At 58.6% G+C, this 19,632-nt stretch carries 20 protein-coding genes; 9 read left to right on the forward strand and 11 right to left on the reverse strand.

Going from position 1 to position 19,632, the window contains the following annotated elements; all coding sequences use genetic code 11:
- Nucleotides 1–18 precede the first annotated feature (18 nt).
- A complete protein-coding gene (locus C480_RS18675) occupies nucleotides 19–2,208 on the forward strand; it encodes a heavy metal translocating P-type ATPase (RefSeq protein WP_006667197.1) in 2,190 nt (729 codons plus the stop codon).
- 14 nt (nucleotides 2,209–2,222) lie between these two features.
- On the opposite strand, the gene C480_RS18680 is transcribed toward C480_RS18675, so the two are convergent.
- Genes C480_RS18680 through C480_RS18690 form a run of 3 tightly spaced genes read right to left on the reverse strand, consistent with a single transcriptional unit; the run spans nucleotide 2,223 to nucleotide 5,028 of the window.
- The gene (locus C480_RS18680; RefSeq protein ID WP_006667199.1) at nucleotides 2,223–2,876 is read right to left on the reverse strand and encodes an FmdE family protein; all 654 of its coding nucleotides are present in this window, start codon (nucleotides 2,874–2,876) and stop codon (nucleotides 2,223–2,225) included.
- Between the two features lie 12 nt (nucleotides 2,877–2,888).
- Nucleotides 2,889–4,808, reverse strand: a complete 1,920-nt coding sequence (locus tag C480_RS18685) for a heavy metal translocating P-type ATPase (RefSeq protein ID WP_006667200.1) — start codon at nucleotides 4,806–4,808, stop codon at nucleotides 2,889–2,891.
- A 4-nt stretch (nucleotides 4,809–4,812) separates the two neighbouring features.
- Nucleotides 4,813–5,028, reverse strand: coding sequence for a heavy-metal-associated domain-containing protein (locus tag C480_RS18690; RefSeq protein WP_006667201.1), 216 nt, complete (start codon nucleotides 5,026–5,028; stop codon nucleotides 4,813–4,815).
- A gap of 197 nt (nucleotides 5,029–5,225) precedes the next feature.
- Here C480_RS18690 and C480_RS18695 point away from each other — a divergent pair, with 197 nt between their 5' ends.
- Nucleotides 5,226–5,750 carry a winged helix-turn-helix domain-containing protein gene (locus tag C480_RS18695; RefSeq protein WP_006667203.1) on the forward strand — a complete coding sequence of 175 codons (525 nt, stop codon included), beginning with the start codon at nucleotides 5,226–5,228 and terminating at the stop codon, nucleotides 5,748–5,750.
- Between the two features lie 104 nt (nucleotides 5,751–5,854).
- On the opposite strand, the gene C480_RS18700 is transcribed toward C480_RS18695, so the two are convergent.
- The gene (locus tag C480_RS18700; protein ID WP_006667204.1) at nucleotides 5,855–8,158 is read right to left on the reverse strand and encodes a nitric-oxide reductase large subunit; all 2,304 of its coding nucleotides are present in this window, start codon (nucleotides 8,156–8,158) and stop codon (nucleotides 5,855–5,857) included.
- Between the two features lie 311 nt (nucleotides 8,159–8,469).
- Between C480_RS18700 and sugE the strand changes: the two genes are divergently transcribed.
- The 3 genes from sugE (at nucleotide 8,470) to C480_RS18715 (ending at nucleotide 10,840) form a co-directional block, all read left to right on the forward strand.
- On the forward strand, nucleotides 8,470–8,793 hold the full coding sequence (sugE, locus tag C480_RS18705; protein WP_006667205.1) for a quaternary ammonium compound efflux SMR transporter SugE: 324 nt from the start codon (nucleotides 8,470–8,472) through the stop codon (nucleotides 8,791–8,793).
- Nucleotides 8,794–8,909: 116 nt separating this feature from the next.
- Nucleotides 8,910–9,365: a ferritin-like domain-containing protein gene (locus C480_RS18710; RefSeq protein ID WP_006667206.1), complete on the forward strand. Its 456-nt coding sequence runs from the start codon at nucleotides 8,910–8,912 to the stop codon at nucleotides 9,363–9,365.
- A 416-nt stretch (nucleotides 9,366–9,781) separates the two neighbouring features.
- A complete protein-coding gene (locus C480_RS18715) occupies nucleotides 9,782–10,840 on the forward strand; it encodes a CNNM domain-containing protein (protein WP_006667207.1) in 1,059 nt (352 codons plus the stop codon).
- Nucleotides 10,841–11,087: 247 nt separating this feature from the next.
- On the opposite strand, the gene C480_RS18720 is transcribed toward C480_RS18715, so the two are convergent.
- The 6 genes from C480_RS18720 to C480_RS18745 all read right to left on the reverse strand — a co-directional run bounded on the left by C480_RS18720 (nucleotide 11,088) and on the right by C480_RS18745 (nucleotide 15,456).
- The gene (locus C480_RS18720) at nucleotides 11,088–11,480 is read right to left on the reverse strand and encodes a hypothetical protein (protein WP_006667208.1); all 393 of its coding nucleotides are present in this window, start codon (nucleotides 11,478–11,480) and stop codon (nucleotides 11,088–11,090) included.
- 263 nt (nucleotides 11,481–11,743) lie between these two features.
- Nucleotides 11,744–12,601 (reverse strand): MBL fold metallo-hydrolase, encoded by an 858-nt coding sequence (locus C480_RS18725; protein WP_006667209.1) that lies wholly within the window; start codon nucleotides 12,599–12,601, stop codon nucleotides 11,744–11,746.
- A 92-nt stretch (nucleotides 12,602–12,693) separates the two neighbouring features.
- Complete coding sequence (locus C480_RS18730) at nucleotides 12,694–13,542, reverse strand: bile acid:sodium symporter family protein (RefSeq protein WP_006667210.1); 849 nt, start codon at nucleotides 13,540–13,542, stop codon at nucleotides 12,694–12,696.
- A 290-nt stretch (nucleotides 13,543–13,832) separates the two neighbouring features.
- A complete protein-coding gene (locus tag C480_RS18735; protein ID WP_006667211.1) occupies nucleotides 13,833–14,306 on the reverse strand; it encodes a redoxin domain-containing protein in 474 nt (157 codons plus the stop codon).
- Nucleotides 14,307–14,429: 123 nt separating this feature from the next.
- Nucleotides 14,430–14,891, reverse strand: coding sequence for a helix-turn-helix domain-containing protein (locus C480_RS18740; protein WP_161607023.1), 462 nt, complete (start codon nucleotides 14,889–14,891; stop codon nucleotides 14,430–14,432).
- A gap of 304 nt (nucleotides 14,892–15,195) precedes the next feature.
- Nucleotides 15,196–15,456 (reverse strand): DUF2249 domain-containing protein, encoded by a 261-nt coding sequence (locus tag C480_RS18745; RefSeq protein WP_006667213.1) that lies wholly within the window; start codon nucleotides 15,454–15,456, stop codon nucleotides 15,196–15,198.
- Between the two features lie 149 nt (nucleotides 15,457–15,605).
- On the opposite strand from C480_RS18745, the gene C480_RS18750 reads away from it, so the two are divergent.
- The 4 genes from C480_RS18750 (at nucleotide 15,606) to C480_RS18765 (ending at nucleotide 18,591) form a co-directional block, all read left to right on the forward strand.
- Nucleotides 15,606–15,926: a CGCGG family putative rSAM-modified RiPP protein gene (locus C480_RS18750; RefSeq protein ID WP_049904002.1), complete on the forward strand. Its 321-nt coding sequence runs from the start codon at nucleotides 15,606–15,608 to the stop codon at nucleotides 15,924–15,926.
- Between the two features lie 141 nt (nucleotides 15,927–16,067).
- On the forward strand, nucleotides 16,068–16,688 hold the full coding sequence (locus tag C480_RS18755; RefSeq protein ID WP_006667215.1) for a hypothetical protein: 621 nt from the start codon (nucleotides 16,068–16,070) through the stop codon (nucleotides 16,686–16,688).
- 93 nt (nucleotides 16,689–16,781) lie between these two features.
- Nucleotides 16,782–17,045 (forward strand): hypothetical protein, encoded by a 264-nt coding sequence (locus C480_RS18760; RefSeq protein ID WP_006667216.1) that lies wholly within the window; start codon nucleotides 16,782–16,784, stop codon nucleotides 17,043–17,045.
- A 184-nt stretch (nucleotides 17,046–17,229) separates the two neighbouring features.
- Nucleotides 17,230–18,591, forward strand: coding sequence for a heme-copper oxidase family protein (locus C480_RS18765; protein ID WP_006667217.1), 1,362 nt, complete (start codon nucleotides 17,230–17,232; stop codon nucleotides 18,589–18,591).
- A gap of 220 nt (nucleotides 18,592–18,811) precedes the next feature.
- On the opposite strand, the gene C480_RS22485 is transcribed toward C480_RS18765, so the two are convergent.
- Nucleotides 18,812–19,594 (reverse strand): class I SAM-dependent methyltransferase, encoded by a 783-nt coding sequence (locus tag C480_RS22485; RefSeq protein ID WP_083873416.1) that lies wholly within the window; start codon nucleotides 19,592–19,594, stop codon nucleotides 18,812–18,814.
- Between the last annotated feature and the right edge of the window lie 38 nt (nucleotides 19,595–19,632).

Genomic DNA, 19,632 nt, shown 5'->3' on the forward strand with positions numbered 1-19,632 from the left:
TCAAACCAAATCATAGGTATGGAGAACGTGTCTGTTACTGAATCACCATCCCTCTCGACGTACACTATCCATATTGAACGACGAGGTGGTCGTGGGGATACGGGAGCTCGGGCACTCGAAAGCCACCTCAAGCGTCTCTCCGGCGTCCACGATGTCGATGTCTCGTTTCGAACAGGGGACGCCCGGATCACCTACGATGGGAGCGTCATCTCGGAAGAAACGATTCGAGACGCTGTCCGCGACCGGAACGTGACGATTCAGGAGGAATCTGAGACGGTCACGGATGACGTGAGCACCCGCTCGGAACTTCGGCGGGAGGCCGTGTTCGTCGGCCTGACGCTCCTTGGGATGGTGACTGGTCTCGTGACGGGATGGCTCGAAGGACCACAGCTCCTCATGTGGGCTGGCTACGGCGTTGCATACGTCTTCGGCGGGGGGTACGGGCTTAAAGGCGCGATCGAGACGCTGCGTCACCGTGCGGTCGACATCGATCTGTTGATGATCGTTGCCGCGCTCGGCGCCCTCTCGATTGGTGCCCCGTTCGAGGGCGCAATGCTGCTATTCCTATTCTCGCTGTCGAACACGCTCCAGCACTACGCCATCGGCCGCTCGCGCCGGGCGATAAAGTCGCTCGTCGAGATGCGACCGGACGAGGCGCGTGTCCTCCGCGACGGTGAGGAGGTCACCATGCCTATCGACGAGGTTGCCGTCGGTGACGTGTTCGTTGTTCGGCCCGGCGACAAAATTCCGCTCGACGGCGTCGTCACGTCCGGCGAGGGAACCGTCGACCAGGCGTCGCTCACTGGTGAATCAGTCCCCGTACCGAAGGAACCCGGTGACGAGGTGTTCGGTGGGACGATCAACGAGAGCGGCAGCCTCGAGATAGAGGTCACACGACAGGCCCACGAGTCGGCGATCAGCCGCCTCATCACCATGGTCGAAGAGGCTCAGAGCGAGAAAGCACCGACACAGCGCCTCATCGACCACCTCGAACAGCCGTACGTCCTCGGCGTGTTCGCACTCACGATCGCGGCGATCGTGATTCCGCTCACGCTCGGAAGCGAGTTCACCAGCACGTTCTACCGCGCGATGACGCTGATGGTCGCTGCCTCGCCGTGTGCCGTCATCATTTCCACGCCAGCAGCAGTGTTATCGGCGATCGCCTCCGGCGGGAGGCAGGGCGTTTTGTTCAAGGGTGGCGAACACGTCGAGACCGCCGCGAACATCGATGCGGTCGCGTTCGACAAGACGGGCACGCTCACGCGGGGTGAGACAGAGTTGACGGACGTGTTCGTCCGGGACGACCTTGCAGATGAGTCTCTGACACCGGACGAACTGCTTTCGCTTGCGGCCGCCGTACAGGCCCGCTCGGAGCACCACCTCGCCCGTGCGACCGTAGCGGAAGCCGAAGACCGTGCACTCGACGTTCCCGACGCGCGGCGGTTTCAGTCAAACGCCGGGAAAGGCGTCCGTGCCGACGTCGATGACGGGATCATCCACATCGGGAATCGAAGTTACGTCGACACGGTTCTCGAAGACGCTACGATCGAGGGGATCGAACCGGGTCTTGACCAGCTCCTGTCCTTGGAGGCAGAAGGAAAAACGAGCGTCGTCGTCGTCCGCGAACATGGAAATGACGTCACGGTGTTGGGGTGGCTGGCGTTCACCGACACAGTCCGCCCTGGGGCTGCAGAGATGATCGAGGACCTCCGATCGCTCGGCGTGGAGCACATCGTCATGCTGACCGGCGACAACGAACGTGTCGCACAGCAGATCGCCGACGAGGTTGGCATCGACGAGGTGCAGGCAGAACTGCTTCCGGAGGAGAAGGTGGCTACCATCGAAGAGCTGGTCGAGCGGTACGAGAACGTGGCGATGGTCGGTGACGGGGTGAACGACGCACCTGCACTGGCCACGGCGACGCTCGGCATCGCGATGGGTGGCGCCGGGACCGACGTCGCGCTCGAGACCGCTGACGTGGTCTTGATGGGTGACGACATCGGGAAGATCCCCTACGTGCTCGGACTTGGTCGCCGGACGCGCCGGACGTTGACTGTCAATCTCGCAATCGCCTTCGGTGCGATCGCGTTGATGGTCGGCACGATTCTGTGGCGGGGGATCCCATTACCGCTGGCCGTGATCGGCCACGAGGGGTCGACGGTCCTCGTGTCTCTGAATGGCCTTCGGTTACTTGGCTTCCGCGAGTAGGATGTCAGGGGCAGTCACACTGTCTCGACGGTGAAAAGCGAGTCGTCACTAAGGACGGCCTGCACGCGGCGGTGCCAGTCCTCCGCGAACGCCTTGCGCTGCTCGTCGCTTGCGGACCCGGCGAGAATCGTCTGAAGATTCCCAACTGCGGGACCGCCGTCAGGAACATCGCTAACGTGGTAGGTCACTTCAACAGTCTCGTCCGTGTCGGTCCGCCGAAACTGGAATGTCGGCTCCGGGGTGGCTGCCTCGAACCCATCGAAGTGTAGGAGTCCCTGTCGGCCACCGTAGCCGCCAGTGAGTCCGCTAAATCCGTCATCTTGGGTTGCACCGGTGACGTACGAGATGATACGACTCATCACGCCGTACGTCGCGTCCTCCCGAGAGCCTGCCGCCTGGACCTCGATTTCGCTTCGGATTGGATAGTCGTCGGGATACAGGGCATCGAGCCCGAGCTGGACGATCCGGTAGGCGCCCGAGGCAGTCGGACAGGAGTGACCGGCCTCTTTCACCGCGTCCGTGTAGGTGACGACGAACGGATCGCCTGGTGTGAGGACGCCGAGGGCCTCCGCGACGGGGTCGCGGATTTCGATCGGGTCGGCGTCGTAGTCGACCTGCCAGTCGGTGCTAGTGTGCGTCGCGTCAGTCGCAGGTGAATTTGTTGTCATTGGTTGTGGAGATTAGTGTCGCAGCAGTCGCATCCCGTTGAGGATGACGAGGAGAACGCTGGCTTCGTGGACGAGCATCCCGGCGGCGAGCGTGACGTAACTCGTGAGCACGCCCGCCAGCAGGACGGTCACGGTCAGTACCGCGAGCCCGACGTTCTCGAGGACGTTCCAGCGGGTCGCCTTGCTCAGCGTGACGGCGTAGGGGATGCGTTCGAGATCGTCGGCCATCAGCGCCATGTCAGCCGTCTCGATGGCGGTGTCCGTGCCGGCAGCGCCCATCGCGATACCGACGTCGGCGGTCGCCAGCGACGGCGCGTCGTTGATGCCATCGCCGACCATCGCAACGACGTGGCCGTCGGCCTGGTATTCTTCGATGACGGTCTGTTTTTCCTCGGGGAGGAGTTCGGCGCGGTACTCGTCGATGCCCACTTCCCCTGCGACGGCACTTGCCGTCCGCTCGTTGTCGCCGGTGAGCATCACCGTCTCGATGCCGGCATCCTGAAGCGCCGCTACGACGCCAGGAGCGGCCTCTCGAAGTTCGTCTCGCATGGCGATCACGCCGATGACGCTGCCGTCTCGCACGACGTGGACGACCGTCTCACCGCGTTCCTCGCGGCCACGGACGTACTCGGCGATGTGATCCGGGATGTCGATGCTGCGGTCGTCGAGCAGCGCCCGGTTCCCAACGACGACCTCGTGGCCGTCCGTATGGGCGACGACACCCATTCCGGCGACCACGTCGAAATCATCCGGATCCGGAACCGACCGGTGTTCGGCGCTCGTGGCATCGGAATGGGCGACCGCAGTTCCGCCATCGGTTGCGGCGGTCGGACGGTCGCGTGCTGCGTCGACGATGGCGTCGGCGAGGTGGTGTTCGCTTTTCTTCTCGGCGGTCGCCGCGAGCGAGATTACCTCGTCGTCGTCGATGTCGAACCCCTCGACGTCGGCGACGGTGGTCCCACCTTTCGTGAGGGTGCCAGTCTTGTCGAAGGTAACGAGGTCGGTCTTGCCGGCACGTTCGAGGTGTTCGCCACCCTTCATCAGGACGCCCGAGCGGGCGGCGTTCCCGATGGCCGAGACGATACTGACCGGCGGTCCGATGACCAGCGCACCGGGACAGCCGATGACCAACAGCGTCAGCGACAGGATTGCGTTCTGCGTGACCGCGTACGCGCTGATAGCGAGCACGATGACGGCCGGGGTGTAGTACTTCGCGAACCGGTCGATGAGGCTCTCCGTGGGCGACTGGGCCTCCTGGGCCTCCTCGACGCGGCGGATGATGCGTTCGAGCGTCGTATCCGAGCCCGCACCCGTCGTCCGGACCTCTAGTGCGCCTTCCTGGTTGACCGTCCCCGCGTAGACTTCGTCGCCGTCGGCCTTGTGAACGGGCGCGCTCTCGCCGGTGACCGGGGCCTGATTGACGGCACTCTCGCCGTCGACGACGCTCCCGTCGACCGGGATCTTCCCGCCCGGCTTCACGAGGACAACTTCACCCTCCTCGACGTCGCGGGCAGGTACTTCTTGGAGGTCTCCGTCGCGACGGACGGTCGCCGTGTCGGGCGTCATCTCCAGAAGTTCTTGGAGGGCCGTCCGGGTCTTCCGCATCGTCCGGCCTTCTAGGTAGCTGCCGAGGCTGAACAGGAAGACGACGGCGGCGGCCTCCCAATATTCGCCGATGACGATGGCACCAATGGCCGCCAAGGTCACGAGCGTCTTGATGCCGAGCGTTCGGTTGGTGACCTCGTAGTAGGCGGTTTTGGCGATGTCGTAGCCGCCGATGATCGCCGCGAGGATGAGAATACCGGCACTCGCTGTATCGAAGCCGGTGAAGTGGCCGAGGCTCCAGCCGCCACCGTAGAGCAGGCCGCTGGACGCCGTGACGATGGCTTTCCGGTTCTTCCGGTAGTACTGTGTGATCGGTTGTGCGTTCATTGATCTAGGCGGGCTGGGGCGTGTAGCCCTGGTTTTCGATGGCTTGTGCGAAGGCGTCGGGGTCAGCGACGTCGTCGTCGTACTCGATCTCGACTCGGCCGGTCGTGTAGTGGACTTTCACATTCTGGACGCCGTCGACGTTCGAGAGGGCGCGTTCAACGGTGCTCGCGCATGTCGGGCAGTCGAAGTCCATCACACGGAGTTGGGTCGTTTCGTTCATCACAGTTCTACGTAGCACCCGGACCGCCATATATATTTTTTAAATGATATGTTTGAATAGGGATATAGGTCGTTGGAACAGTCCAATCGGTCGTCTAGGGCTTCGACTCGATCCGATCGCAGGCCAGTCGTCCGGTCGAAGCGCTCGACAGCAGTGTTCGCCGCTACCTTTTCCCGCACGTGTCTCGCAGTCCCATTATGAGCAGTTCCGGTGCCGACCACTATCTCGACGACATCGCGATCAGGGATACTCGCGTCTCGGACGCCATCGACGAACCAATGCGAGCGATGATCCTCGACATACTGGCCGACGAGGCACGGACGGCAGGCGAGGTTCACGACCGACTCACCGACCGAGGGATCGAGCGGACCGAAAACACCGTTCGACACCACATAAACGAACTCCGTGATTCAGGGCTAGTGGACGTCGTCCGCTTCGAGGAGGGACGTGGCGGCACGACGAAGTACTACCACGCGAACACGATCGTCCTCTCGTACTCCCTGCCCGACACCGCTGATGCCGCCGTCGAGGAGATGACCGACGCTATCCAGCCAGAGATTACAGAGGCGCTGAACCAGCTTACGGGGGAGTACGAGGAGTCTATCAAGGAGATAACGAGGGAGATGCAACCGTGCGATCACTGTCGGAACCAGAAGTACGAGACGTACGTCCTGCTGACCGTCCTGCGGCGAGCGTTCGTCCGCGCTCAGCGGGAATCGTAAGCGAAGACGGGACCACCACGGCGGCGATATCCGCTATCTCGGTCTTCGGAGAGATGATTTCGTACGGAAGATTAGCGTACTGGAATTGACGCTGTGGACGGCCGCTAGTCGTCGTCCTCCGCCATCACCCGATTGGGAATCGTCCCCTCCTCTAGGGACTCCGCCGGGTCCGAGACGTCCCGCAGCGTGAACCGCTTTTTCACCATGTCGTAGGCGAACACGAGCGTCCCGATGATGATGAGAGTGTCACCCGGGAGACGCGCCCAGAACAGGAGTTGGATGATCTCGCTGTTGTAGAAGGCGAGACTCCGAGCGGCACCATAGGTCTGCGTGAACGCCGTCTCGAGCTGGAGGAACCCGACTGGGAGCACCGAGACGAACACCATGACCGCGAGGCCAACGTTCCAGAGCCAGAACGACCAGCGAAGTCGACGCTCCGTCCACTGAGAGGGAATCGTCGAAATGCGGAGCATGTACGTAGCCATCCCCAGTGCAAGGAGGCCGAACGCGCCGAACATCGCGGCGTGCGCGTGTCCAACGGTAAGATACGTCCCGTGCTCGTAGTAGTTGACGATGGGGAGGTTGATGAAGAACCCGAGCACGCCGGCGCCGACGAAGTTCCAGAACCCGCTCGCGATGATGAACATGAACGGGAGCGTGTACGGGAACGATTCGTCGCTCGTCGCGAGCGCCCGGTACTGCCCCATCGCCTCGAACAGGATGAGGATGAGGGGAATGAGTTCCAGCGTCGAGAAGATCGTTCCCAACGGGAGCCACATATCGGGTTGGCCGATCCACCAGTAGTGATGGGATGCGCCGATGACGCCCGATCCCATCACGAACAGGGCCTGGAACGCGACGGCTTTCTCGGCCGAGCGCTTCCTGAGTAGCCCCATTGAGACGAGCGTGAGTCCGATGACGGCGACGATGAAGAACTCGAAGGCGCCCTCGACCCACATGTGAACCACCCACCAGCGCCAGAACTCCGTCATCACGATGTTCGTCTCCGGCGTATAGAACATCCCTGCGGTGAAGAGGAGGCCGATGGACCCACCGGCGTAGATGATCATGTGGGCGAGCCCGAACCGCGATTCGCGTTCGAGCATCGGTTTGAACCCGCGGTACACGAGGCCAGTCCACAGCACGAATCCGACGAGCAGGCCGACCTGCCAGAGCCGGCCCACTTCGAGGTACTCGAGCCCTTCGTTCCCGATGATCCACCAGAGTTCGCCGTCGATGTAGCCATGGGACCCGAGCCAGACGCCGGCGAGACCCCCGACTGCAACGACGATGAGCGCTCCGAGCAGGACGTGGATGAAGGTTCGTTGTCGCTTGGGTTCGTGGTTAGTGAGAAGGGGCGGGAGGAACAGTCCCGCGCCGAGCCACAGCGCCGCAATCCAGAGGATCCCAAGGTCAAGGTGGAACGTCTTGGCGAGCGCGAACGGGAATACCTCGACGATATGGATACCAAACACTTCCTCGATCCCGAAGAACGCGTGTCGCTCGATGTAGTAGTGTGCGAGAAGTCCGCCCAAGAAGACCTGTAAGGTGAATAGTAACCCCGCGAGCGGGATGAAGCGGGTTGCTGCGCGTTGACTAGGAGTTAGATTGATTTCGTCTGGCGGTGGGATTTCGATGCCCTTGATTTTCGGTTCTGGGAGTTCGACGGATTTGTAGAGGAAGACGCCGAGGCCGACGGCACCGACGAGCAGGACCATACTGATGACGCTCCATATCATCGTCGCACCAGTCGGTGTGTTACCGGCGGCGGGGTTGTACGGCCATTCGTTCGTGAAGCTCGTGTCGCCACCCGGTCGGTCGGTGTGGGATATCCACGCAGTCCAGAGCGCGAAGTCGGCGAACTGACTCGCTTCTTCTTCGGAACCGATGAAGCCGGCGGCGACGCCGCGGTCGAGTGCGCCCTCGTGGTATCGTTGGACGTACTCGTCGCGGACCTGCTCGTGGGCGTACATCTCCGCTTCGGAGTATTCAATTGTCTCTGCGCCTTCGGTGAACTGTTCGTCGAGGTCGTCCTGGACGAGGCGGTCGACACTCCCCTGCTCAGCCGATTCTAGGCCCGAATACGCTGTATCGTACCGGTCCTGTGCGTAGTAGTCCCGCATGTACTCGACTTTCAGGTCGAGCGTGTCGGCGGTGTAGTCGACCCCATAATATGCGCCATTGCCGAGGATTGACCCGTGGTTCATCAGACTGTTCTTCTGAAACGCGATTTTCCCGGCCTGAACCTGAGATTGCGTGGCGACGGTTTCGCCATCAGGACCGACTACCTCCTGAGGTATTGGAGGGACTTCTTGTGCGGAATAAATCGCACCCCCGCCCATCACGATCAGATTAAATACAAAAACCGTGATTAGGGCTTTTGCGATAGTTTGTCTCGTGATCTGCATAGAAATGCCAATACATTATGGGGACTTGAAACTGCGGGGGTAGCGAATATTCTAGTTCACCGGATATTACTACCCCCTGACGAGCCCTGTAAAAAGTATGAACGCTCACTGCTACGTCAGGCCCAGCCATAAACCCGCTTCTAATAAGCCAATACTGTCTCTGTTGGATTCGGTAAAGTAGGACATCCGGGTTCAGATGAGATTAAAACCGAGCGTCGCACCATCGGTAAAACGGATAGATATGGCTAAATCTGTCTTGTCTGATGGATAGCAGAAGCTATAGACTGATTGGATAGGTAGGCGAAGCTGTAATGTCGTGGTATATTCTCATACTCGCAGGCCTGTTCGAAATCGGCTGGGCAATCGGGCTTGAATATTCGGACGGACTCACGAAACCAGTGCCAACGGTCGGCACTATTGTCGCCCTCGTCATCAGTATGGTACTGTTGGCACAAGCCGTCAAAGATCTCCCAATCGGGACAGCATATGCTGTCTGGACAGGTATTGGTGCTGTCGGGACAGCCACGCTTGGAATCGTTCTCTTTGATGAACCCGCCGCTCTAGCCCGCATCTTATTCATCGGTGTGATTGTCGTCGGGATCGTTGGTCTACACGCTGTCTCGGGCGGGCACTAAACAGCTAATTATCACCACTCACACCTGAATCTACACGTATTGTAGTCAGTCTTCAAATCTCCTCTTGGACTTGACCACCCACAGCCATAAACGGATAGGGAGCGTATTTTCGTTGTATGACAAGTGAACGAGTAACCGAGCTCCTCCAGCGGGCATATAGTGACGAGATCGAGACCGTGATGAACTACTTGACGAACTCCATTGTCCTCGACGGAGTCAGTGCCGAAGAGGTAAAACAGAGTCTCGAAGCCGATGTTCAGGAGGAACTTAATCACGCCCAATTGTTGGGCAATCGGCTCAAGCAACTCGACGAGCGCCCGCCCGCGTCAGCTGATTTCGAAGCTCGTCAGGAGAGTCTTCAGCCGCCGGAGGACAGTACCGACGTCGTGTCGGTCATCGACGGAGTCTTAGACGCCGAAGAAGACGCCATCCAGATGTATCGCGACCTCATTACAGCCGCGACTGATGCCGATGACCCAGTCACCGAAGATCTCGCAGTCACAATTCTGAGCGACGAAGAGGCCCACCGTACGGAGTTCCGCGGCTTCAGACGCGAATACAAACAGGACTGAAGTGGTAACGACTACCCTCGTCGGTCTTTGCAGCGCTGTCAAAGGTCGAAATCGGCCGTCTAGGCCCTATTTATTCCCTCTCATCTCGTAACTGAGCCCCTTCTACAAAAGAGATACCTTACAATATATGAAATAAAAATCCCCATTTCAAAAATAAATTTTATTTCCTGACGTGGCCAGTCCCCGATAGGATCATCTCCTGCATTCTCAGAGTCGACGAATACGCTGGCGAAGGGAGGTATCGACCTCCGGTCCCCTAACCACATGCAGTTCCCTACCACAATGTGGTCGGAATCGGTCAATCACCTAATTCCATTTACACGGGGACGTCACAGACGTCAGGCGGAGTTCGGTCGGCTCCTGGGATTCCTTTGTTTCCACCACCTATTTGCAATGAGAGTCGGTACCAACGCTCGATGACCCCTCTTGAGATCAGCCTCCGCATCGGTGCGGGACTGTTCTTGATCCTGATCAACGCGTATTTCGTCGCCATCGAATTCGCGTTGACACGAGTCAGGCAGTACCCCAAATCGGAGTTCGATACACCTGGTCTGCGACGCGCGTGGGAGATGACCAACGACCTCGAATTGTACCTCACCACCTGCCAGATCTGGATTTCCGGAACTAGTATCGCGCTGGGGATCGTCGCTGAACCCGGCTTAGCTGCGCTCTTCGAGCCACTCTTTCAGGACACGTTCCTGGCATCCGTCGGTGCTGGTTCGCTGCTGGGCTTTTTCCTCATCAACATGGTCCACCTGACTCACGGCGAGCAGACGCCGACCTACCTCGGCGTCGAGCGGTCGAAGCAGGTCGCTCGGTACGGGGCTCGACCGCTGTACTGGTTCGCGTGGCTGATTTCACCCCTCATCAAGTTCGGTGACTGGGTTGCGAAAGGCACGCTCCGGCTGTTCGGTGTCGAAATGACCGGTGCGTGGCTCGAAACCGAGGAAGAAGTCCTGGAGACCAGGGCACAACTCCGAAGCCGACTCGGTGATATGCTCGAAGAAATCGAGGTTCCGGAAGAACGCCGTGACGAGGTTCTCAATGCGCTCGACATCGACGAGATCTCAGTCGAGGAAATTATGGTCTCGACCGAGGACATCGTCGCACTCTCTACGACAGTATCCATCGAGGAAAACTTCGATCGCATCCAACACACACCACATACTCGATTCCCGCTCGTGGGCGAGGAGTTGACTGACTTCCACGGTATCGTCTACGCCCCGTCGATCATCAACAACTTCGACGACCTCCAGGAGGGCGCAGTGACGTTCGAGGAGGTTGCAGCCCCGCCAATGACGCTGTCAGCGGATACGACTGTGAGCGACGCCTTCGATCAGTTCCAGGCACAGGGACAGGAGTTGGCACTCGTTGTCAGCGATGGTGAGGTGGTCGGATTACTCACTGCCACGGACACGCTCGAAGCCGTAATGGGACAGTTGGAAGACCCGCTCGATGACGAATATTTAGAGTAGAAACCTCTGACAGGCTCGACGGGAAAGTGGCAGATGATTCGGCGAATGTCCGGCCCCTGGTGGGAGTATTCGTCTGAATGGGTCGATATCTGTCGAATCGTGCCGGATACTACGTGTATAGAGCATACGGGCCAGCGAGAGAATACGATTTCTGGAAGTCGTACCTGTATTCGGCCTGTGAACGGGACTAGTCGTTCTGAACCCGAAGACGAGTCCACCTAAAACCGTGGCTGCTGCTACAGATCGTTCATGAGTTCGCCGTGCGTGTTTCGCGGACGAACTGTACCATTGCCACGAACAGGACGAGACAGATACCGATCATCAAACCCTGCGAGACCGTGGCGATAGTCGATTCGACCGGTTCACCCGTTAGCAACGAAATCACATCGGGGATGCCGCGCGTCGATCCGAGAGCCCCGACCACTGCCAGGAGGCCGATTCCATAGGCAGCAAGCCGTTGCCGTTCCGGGTTCTGGTGTCCCACCACCCCCAGGATAGCGACAAGAACTCCGAAGAAGGTTGGAATGAGCGCTGTGATACTCGCGAAGTCCGAGAGCACGTATGCGCCGATCCCTACGATGACGAGTACGACTCCGAGCGCGATTCCGAGCACGAACGTGGACGGGCTTGAACTCACCATATACGATATCCGTGTGAAGCAGGTGTATGCGTTTCTATACTGAGTTAACCGTTAGATGATTCGATCCAACTCGTGAGGGACACACGCAATGGCATCTCGAAAAAGCCATCCCTCCGAACGTCGGAACCGGGTATCTCACCATGGTATAGGAAGACAGACCTTCACCGTATTCCACTATACGGCCGTAGCACTGGAAAATCAACATTCTGCTGTTTTCTGAGGACCGTGCTACCCGATACGTGTTTGATCCAAAGAATCGATCGCTATGGAGAGAGGGTAAACCCATCCTCAGCCACGATCACGTCGCCGTCGAATACTGCCTCGGCATCTCGCCGCATCGATTCGAGATCACGGTACGGCATGATGTGCGTGAGAACGAGCGTCTGGACGCCAGCGTCCTGGGCGAGTTCTCCCGCGTCTGTGGCATCACAGTGATTGGCCGTCAGTGTCGACTGGTCCAGGTCTCGTTCTCCCTCGGCATACCGTTGCCAGACGAACTGGTCGTCCTCGTCCGGCACACGGTCCTTGTCGACCGGGGCAGTGTTACAGTCCTGCACGAGGACGTCTGCATCAGAAGCGAACTCTGCGAGCGACGGGATCTTCCGCGTGTCGCCGGAGAAGACGAACGACGAACCGGTTTCGTGTTCCTCGAAGCGGAATGCGTACGTCTCGATGGAATGTTCGACCGGGAGTGCGTCGACCTTCCAGCCGTTCATTTCTTGACTGAACTCCTCTGTCACAAGTTCGGTTTCGATGTTCGAGATGCCGTCAGTCGGATAGATGTCCTTGCGGTACTCGATGTCTTCCGCGTAGACGTCGTACAGCGCGTCGACGAGCCGGTCGGTGCCGTCGGGTCCGTACACGGTGAGCGATTCGCGGCCACCCTCGGTCCAACTCGTGAACGCGAAGTGGAAGAACGACGCGTTGTGGTCCAGGTGATGGTGGGTGAAGAACATCGTCTCGATCTCTCCAAATGGAATTCGCGCATCCATGAGGCCGTAGACGGTGTTTGGCCCACAGTCAATCAGAACGCGTTCGTCTGCGATGTCAACGACGATGCTCGTGCCACCACGCTCGGGAATTGGGATGGGACTTCCCGTACCGACGAGGGTGATTTCCATAGTTTTTCTACGGGACAAAGCCGTTTGTACGTTCGCACCGTCGCTTGGATCACAGGGTTCCTTCGACGGATAGGTACCACTGCTGTAGTGGGTCACGCTTCGCCGGGTCGGCCCCAGAAACTCGCAACTGGGCCCGAGATGACGAGACTGAGGAGTCCGAACGCAACGATGATGGTGAGCACGCCTGGGTCGCGGAAACTCGTCGTGGCGATGAGCAACGCGATGGCAACGTTTCGCGCGGCAGTCGTCGTGGCGAGGACTTCCCGCGTGCCTTTACCTGGTCCACCGAGGGCGTATCCGAGGAGTAACGCAGCGCCGACGACAGCGACCGAGATGAACAGTGTCCCGGTACCGACGAGTTGGCGCATTTCGCCGGCATAGACGAGCGTCAAGAGGATAATCAGGAGAACGAGCAAGACGGTTGAGAGTCCCTGGATCGGTGGATGCAATCGCGTTGCAATTGACTGAAAGCGCGCCTTGACGCCGAGGCCACCGATCAGAGGGATCAGCTGCGTCACGACAACGATTCGGGCGATTCCGAGCGGGTCAGCTGAGACATCGCCGGGCATGAGGAGTGCCACCGTAATCGGTATCGTCGCGACGGAGACGACACCCAGAGCAGCCATCAGCCCGCTCGCGAACGCGACGTCGCTGTTCGAGATCTCGGCTAGTTTCGGACCAAAGGGTGCTCCCGGGGCCATGGCGATCAACAGGAGTCCGACGACGTGACCGGTCTCCATCGGAACAGCAAGGACGAATGCGAACGCCAGCAGCGGAACGAGGACGAGATTCACGAGCAGTGATTTCGCCAGCAGCCACCGTTGTCCGAGTGATATGAGGATCTCGTCGGTCGTCAACGCAAGCCCCATCGAAAGCATCGTCGCGAGCACGAAGACGACTGTCACAAAATCGATGACTGCGGTGACTGTTATCGGTCCCATTTGTCTATGAACTCGTTTCTCGATTTGGAGAGAAAAGTGGCCTGTATATCGATTTCACCGCTTTTTATCGATGGTCTACGCGTTCACTCATATCTGCTGGGATACCTTATTTGCCGAATAGGAAACCATCGATTTTCGAATTCGCCCGTCCGGATTGCAGTCGGCGTCTAGCATATGAACGACCTACTCGGTGACCTTGATCAGACATAGGTACTCGAGAATTTGTGAGTCCATTTCTGAGGACTGTAACCGTGAGTGGAAATCAGAATTTGTCCAGATTCATCCGAACACTACGCGGCTCTTACAGCCTCGGTCAGTTCGTCGTAGTCGGGTTCGTTCGTCGGATCGTCGGCAACCCAATCGTAGGTAATCGTCCTGTCCTCGTCGACGACGAACACCGCCCGATTTGCGACGTCGTAGAGCCCGAGCGGCTCGATGTTGATTTCGAGATCGTATGCCCGGATGGCGTCGCCGGCCATGTCGCTGACGAGGTCGAATTCGATCCCGTGTTCCTCGCGGAACGCACCCTGAGAGAACGGGGAGTCGGCGCTCACGCCGAAGACAGTTGCGCCACCCTCCCCGAACTCATCGATTCGCTCCTGGAGCGCGACCATCTCGTTCGTACACGGAGGTGTGAACGCCCCAGGGAAGAAGGCGAGAACGACTGGATCAGTACCGATGTGATCTTCGAAGTTGAACGGTTCGTGGTCGCTCGTGCCGAGCGTTGCAGTGAACGTCGGTGCAGTGTCTCCTTGGGAAACCATCGAGATTCACTTCGAGCCGTCGGGTGAAAAATGCCGGCCCGAACATACTCTGTGTGAGTTCCTCACGAGGAGTACATCTGCTGCCAGCACGGGTCAGAAAAGCAGATGTCTGTGAGGTGGCCGTTAGGCGGTCTGTCGGGGCGCAGTACGGTCTGATTCGGTTCCGCGCTCGAACGACTTGACAATTCGTTCCTCGGCGCGGTGCAGAATCTCTGAACACGTCGACTTCGCCATGTCCAGTGACGCTGCGAGGTCCTCCTGCGTACACTGTCGTGGGGAGTCGTAGTATCCCCGTCTCAAGGCAGCTTCGATCAGTCGTTGCTGCTTGTTGGTCAGGATTCGATCGAACTCAGGCTTGGCGTGGATGTGCTCGACGACGTATCCGACCTCCGACTCATCCAGCGCCGACCCAAGCGTCGATAACCTGTTTCGCGTCGTGGTCAGTTTCCATTCGACCTGGCCGTTCTGGATTTCGAAGGGCATCTCCACTGGGACGCCCGCTTTGTCGAGAACGTCCAAGAGAATCGGTTTGTCCGCCTCGATCTGGAGGAGAGCTCGATTCGGCTCTTGGTGGAACACCTCCACAGTGTGTACAGGGTCGAACGACCGGATCGATTCGATAATCTCCGTTGGCTTCTCTGCCAGTAGCTCGACGAATCCAACGCCGACGGCGTCGGCAGACTGAGCAGATCGAACACGAAATTCTGCTGAAGGATGGTTTCGTGAGACGGTACCAATCCAAGTTCGCTTCGGGATCGTCAGGGTCAGTGAAGCACACACCATTTTAGGTAAACCTAAAATCGGTTAGCTATTAAAAGCATCTCCGAACATGTGCGAGTGACTGTGCGACCAAAATCGATCCCGAGGAGATTCCTCTGAACAAACGCTACTATCGCCAGATAACGGTGACGACCTGCTCGTCGCCTTCGATCGTCTCGTACGTGTAGCCCCGGTCGTCCAGTTGCGGATAGAGGTGCTGGGGTGCGCGGTCGTTCCGCTGGACGAGTACCACCTCGTCGTCGAGGTCAGCAAGCCGTTCGAGCGTGTTCTTCAGTGGTTGTGGCGGCGGTAGCTCTCTGGCATCGATGGTTTCAGTCGGTCGGTCAGTTGGTGCTCCGACTTCCTCCACGTACGAAGCAATCTCTGGCATAACTGCTCGTCAGGGCGAGATAGGCAAACACCTTAACCCGAATCTATTCAGGAGGTCCGATGGACGAGGGAAGATCACGTCCTGGTATTGATACGTGGGAATCGGCCTGGTATTTATCGCATTTGCCCCCGTATATCGGAATGGAAACTATGTCTAGTACCCACGACGACCACGACCACGACCACGACGCACAGCCCGTCACTGACCGAATTCACGACAACTCGTGGTCAGCGAACCTCGAGAAACCGGAACACGCCGACGATAGGCAACTGGTGGTCGACCAGGCCCTTTCGGCGATCGAACACACCGCCCCCGGCAACCACGTGAACCTCGTCACACACGCCAACCACGGTCATCCAGAGGGCTACCTCTACGACGTATTAGAGAGCGAAGGTGGTGACGACGTGGAGTGGGAATACATAGAACAGTGTGGTTGCGGGGGACACGTCGTCAGAGTTCACGTTTCGTAGCGGTCGTCAGCAGGGATCTTTCGACCGGCTCAATTTCTCTGGAAACGAAGACTAAGTGACTCCCCATTTCCTGTCCGAATCCATACTCGCTTGAATATATTCGGAGAACCAACCACGCTCCCCGGGACCGTACGATTACCTATGCCTGGGTTCCCATCTCCGTTCGGCGGCGAGGACGACGAGCTCTTCGATCCCTACGATGAGTTCGTCTCCGATAACGTCCCGATGCCAGGGCCGTTTCTCGACGAACACAATATCCTGGCTGGGTTGGACCACGTCATCTTCCACAGATTGACGCGTGAACTCTTTGAGGAGCGGAAGGTATACGACATGACGTTCAACTATAACCTCGCACGGTTGAACCTCGATACGCGCCATCCCGGCGCAGGGTATCGGTATGCGGTGGAATCACCCGATGTTGACGACGCCATCGACGCCGACGACATCGATAGCGTCTTGCGGGCTGAATTCACCCCCACGACGCCATTTTGTCCGCAGACGCACACGCTGACAATCGGATCGTTCAGGGCCTGGAACGGCCTGTCTGATCGTCACGAGTACGACCTCGTTCGCGTCCGGGCGGCGCCGATGCACCACCAGAGCGAAGCGATCAACGAACAACTCGCAGAACTCGAAACGACGTTCCTTGAGGAGGGCGACCCCGAAGCCGAACCGACCGAAGCCCGTGAAGTCGGCTCAAACCCGATGGAGCGCGCGATGAAGGAGGAGGGGACCAGCCGCGGTCCTCAGGCACCGTTCTGAGACGAAGGCGGGGGTAACGGTACCCACATCGGGGGCAGTAGCATGAACATTTTCGCATCGACACTGACCTCCCCACCCAACCAATGATTCAACATGGCAGTGACGAAAACGCTCCCCAAAGGATGGCAACTTCGACACAAACAGCAGTATCGTGATTCGTTCATCGAGCGCGACTACACTCGGATCGCGTATTCGGACGGCGATCGGACCATCTACATCAACGACATCCAAAAACCCAATTCGTTCGAAGGCTGGCGGTTTCTGGTTCGGGTCCAGGGTACTGACAACCGGCAACTCGGTATTACCGAGGATCTCTCGGAGGCCGAGACGATCGCACGCGAGTATATGAGGGAGTGATCGAATGCGACACCATCTCTCGAACGCAACGGCGACGTATACAGCGATAGCAGGCGACGACCAGTAGGATGCTCGCCGCTAGCGAAGCGACGGATGGCGTTGGTCCGTACGACCGCCGATACGCAGCTGTGACTGAATATATTCGGAGGCATCGACTCACAGGTCCATCACGAAAGCGTAGACGATGAGTGTCGTTCCTGGGAACCTGGAGACGGAGAAGCAGCCCCCGATGACCGTCCCGTTACGACACTTCGTCGTGGCTATCGGGTTCTTGTTTCTCGGGGGAGTTGCCGGCCTAGCAAACGCCTTCGGAATAGGATCGGGGCTCCTCCCGCTCGCTCACATTCACCTGCTGCTGGCGGGGTGGGTCTGTATCACGATTATGGGTGCGATGACCCAGTTCGTGCCCGTTTGGTCCGGCGTCACGCTCCACAGTCGCCGGCTCGCGACCGTCCAACTGTGGATTGTCGGTATCGGACTGGTTGGTTTTGCGGTCGCACTGACCGGCGGCTGGCTTCGGCTCACGCCGGTCTTCGGTACCTTGATGGCCATCGGTTTCTGGGTGTTCGTCTACAACATCGCCCGGACGCTGGTCACCATCGACGGTCGGTACGACGTGACCGAACGACACTTTGCGTTCGCACTCGCGTTCTTCGTGGCGCTCACGCTTCTCGGCGTGGCACTTGCGGTCGATTTCGTTCGACCGCTGTTCGTCCCAGTTGGACTTTCACGCGTCGATGTCGTCTCGGCCCACGCCACGCTTGCTATTTACGGCGCCGTTCTGACGACGGTCCTCGGTGCGCTCTATCAGTTGGGAACGATGTTCACCCAGACTGACCTCCACGGAATCGACACGTACCTCCAGGGCTTCGAGGAGGTATTCTACCCGATCGGCGTGGTCGCTCTGGCGACCGGTCGGCTGGTCGGTCACGTTGCGCTCGCCCGCGTGGGGGCGCTCCTGATTCTCGGTGGAATCGGGTGTATGAGCGTCGTCCTTGCCCGTCGTCTCTACGAAACCCAGGTCCCGTGGACGCCGATGCTCTCACGGTACACTGTCGCGGCAGCGGCGATGGCTGCGTGGGTCCTCGCGACTGTTCCGGTATGGATCGTCGATCCGGTCGCGCCGACAACCCGATTCGGCGCCCCGGGAGCCACACACCTGCTCGGACTCGGCGTAATCGGCTTCGTCGTCCTCGGAACGATCTACCATATCGTTCCCTTCATCGTCTGGGTGCACCACTACAGCGATCGCCTCGGCTACGAGGCCGTGCCGATGATCGACGACCTCTACGACGACAGGCTGGCAGCCCTCGACCTCGGTCTGTTCACGATCGGCGGCCTCGCGCTCATTGTCGCGGATTGGACGACTCTCTCGTCACTCCTCGCAGGGGTTGGCGGTCTCTTGATCGTTGCTGGCATTCTTGTGTTCAGCTGGAACATGGGTTCCGTGATTCGAACCCACAGTCCGAACGGGCTCGTGGGTGTACTCGTTCCTGACGTGTCACGGGGCTCGTCGACCGACACCACGTCGGAGGACCCACGGTGAGTGGCACGAAGATTCCTCGGACTACATCGATGCACTCGACCGAGACTCGTACTTGCCCGGGAGTACTCGAAAGTGTACAGCAAATTGTACCGCTCATCAGAGCTAACATCCCGCTTCATTCAGAGGCAAGGTTCATGTAGTTCGTCCGTCACTTATACTGAATATCTTGGATGTGGACCACTTACCAGTAATCTCAACGAGGCTTTTTTTGTGATTGACTTCACTCCAACAGGTGGCCTGCGACGATACCGTTTAGCTGTCTGAAATAAAGTTCGTCGTCGTGCCAGAATGGTTGAGTCCCACTTAGGTCTTCCTCGGCATCCTTCCGAATCATTTCTCTGGCTTCCGTAGCCCGCGGTTCGGGCGTCTGTGCGTTGGATAACCAGCTCTCGACGTTTTGTACCACTGAGTCCGTCCGTAGATGATCTATTTCTATTCTCTGTTCAGTAAATACGTGTATCAATTCACTAATCGAAAGGGCCCGGACGTGTGAGGGATCGCGGAGACGCTCGAATGTATTGTGGTATTCAGCCCGGTCCGAATGTTCGCTGACAACCAGATCTCCGACGGCGAGAGTTCCATTCGGTCGACAGACACGAGCCATCTCCTGAACGACATAGTCGGGATGCTCGACGTGATGGAGCGCCAAACGGCAAACAACAACGTCAAACGAGTTAGCAGGACACGGAATAGCCTCAGCATCACCCCTGATGAAGGCGACGTTCTCTGTTTCGCTATCTCGCTTCTTCTCTTGAGCGATCTCGAGTGGGGCTTTTGTTAGATCTAATCCAACCACCTCTGCACAGTGATCACCGAAGCTGAATGCTACGTGGCCGGGACCGGTGGCAACTTCGAGCACGCGATCACTCGAGTCAACTCCAGTTGCTTCGACTAATCGGGCAATCCACTCTGGATCAGTTACCGACGCGTTCTCCGCGTATGCAGCAGCCTGTTTCGTGAACGCACGACGAACAGTACGCTTATGCTCGGATGGGTTAGGCATTCTGATTCACCGTCACTGGTTCCAGAGATAGTTGGGAC

Origin of the sequence: Natrialba aegyptia DSM 13077, assembly GCF_000337535.1 — an archaeon.
Taxonomy (GTDB): Archaea; Halobacteriota; Halobacteria; order Halobacteriales; family Natrialbaceae; genus Natrialba; species Natrialba aegyptia.

What these genes read in the sequence shown, in the direction of transcription:
- C480_RS18700 (WP_006667204.1), bottom strand. Translation starts at nt 8,158, where the DNA reads ATGCAGATCACGAGACAAACTATCGCAAAAGCCCTAATCACGGTTTTT.
- C480_RS18760 (WP_006667216.1), top strand. Translation starts at nt 16,782, where the DNA reads ATGGCAGTGACGAAAACGCTCCCCAAAGGATGGCAACTTCGACACAAA.
- C480_RS18755 (WP_006667215.1), top strand. Translation starts at nt 16,068, where the DNA reads ATGCCTGGGTTCCCATCTCCGTTCGGCGGCGAGGACGACGAGCTCTTC.
- C480_RS18715 (WP_006667207.1), top strand. Translation starts at nt 9,782, where the DNA reads ATGACCCCTCTTGAGATCAGCCTCCGCATCGGTGCGGGACTGTTCTTG.
- C480_RS18750 (WP_049904002.1), top strand. Translation starts at nt 15,606, where the DNA reads ATGTCTAGTACCCACGACGACCACGACCACGACCACGACGCACAGCCC.
- sugE (WP_006667205.1), top strand. Translation starts at nt 8,470, where the DNA reads ATGTCGTGGTATATTCTCATACTCGCAGGCCTGTTCGAAATCGGCTGG.
- C480_RS18720 (WP_006667208.1), bottom strand. Translation starts at nt 11,480, where the DNA reads ATGGTGAGTTCAAGCCCGTCCACGTTCGTGCTCGGAATCGCGCTCGGA.
- C480_RS18675 (WP_006667197.1), top strand. Translation starts at nt 19, where the DNA reads ATGGAGAACGTGTCTGTTACTGAATCACCATCCCTCTCGACGTACACT.
- C480_RS18710 (WP_006667206.1), top strand. Translation starts at nt 8,910, where the DNA reads ATGACAAGTGAACGAGTAACCGAGCTCCTCCAGCGGGCATATAGTGAC.
- C480_RS18745 (WP_006667213.1), bottom strand. Translation starts at nt 15,456, where the DNA reads ATGCCAGAGATTGCTTCGTACGTGGAGGAAGTCGGAGCACCAACTGAC.
- C480_RS18685 (WP_006667200.1), bottom strand. Translation starts at nt 4,808, where the DNA reads ATGAACGCACAACCGATCACACAGTACTACCGGAAGAACCGGAAAGCC.
- C480_RS18730 (WP_006667210.1), bottom strand. Translation starts at nt 13,542, where the DNA reads ATGGGACCGATAACAGTCACCGCAGTCATCGATTTTGTGACAGTCGTC.
- C480_RS18695 (WP_006667203.1), top strand. Translation starts at nt 5,226, where the DNA reads ATGAGCAGTTCCGGTGCCGACCACTATCTCGACGACATCGCGATCAGG.
- C480_RS18680 (WP_006667199.1), bottom strand. Translation starts at nt 2,876, where the DNA reads ATGACAACAAATTCACCTGCGACTGACGCGACGCACACTAGCACCGAC.
- C480_RS18735 (WP_006667211.1), bottom strand. Translation starts at nt 14,306, where the DNA reads ATGGTTTCCCAAGGAGACACTGCACCGACGTTCACTGCAACGCTCGGC.
- C480_RS18765 (WP_006667217.1), top strand. Translation starts at nt 17,230, where the DNA reads ATGAGTGTCGTTCCTGGGAACCTGGAGACGGAGAAGCAGCCCCCGATG.
- C480_RS22485 (WP_083873416.1), bottom strand. Translation starts at nt 19,594, where the DNA reads ATGCCTAACCCATCCGAGCATAAGCGTACTGTTCGTCGTGCGTTCACG.
- C480_RS18690 (WP_006667201.1), bottom strand. Translation starts at nt 5,028, where the DNA reads ATGAACGAAACGACCCAACTCCGTGTGATGGACTTCGACTGCCCGACA.
- C480_RS18725 (WP_006667209.1), bottom strand. Translation starts at nt 12,601, where the DNA reads ATGGAAATCACCCTCGTCGGTACGGGAAGTCCCATCCCAATTCCCGAG.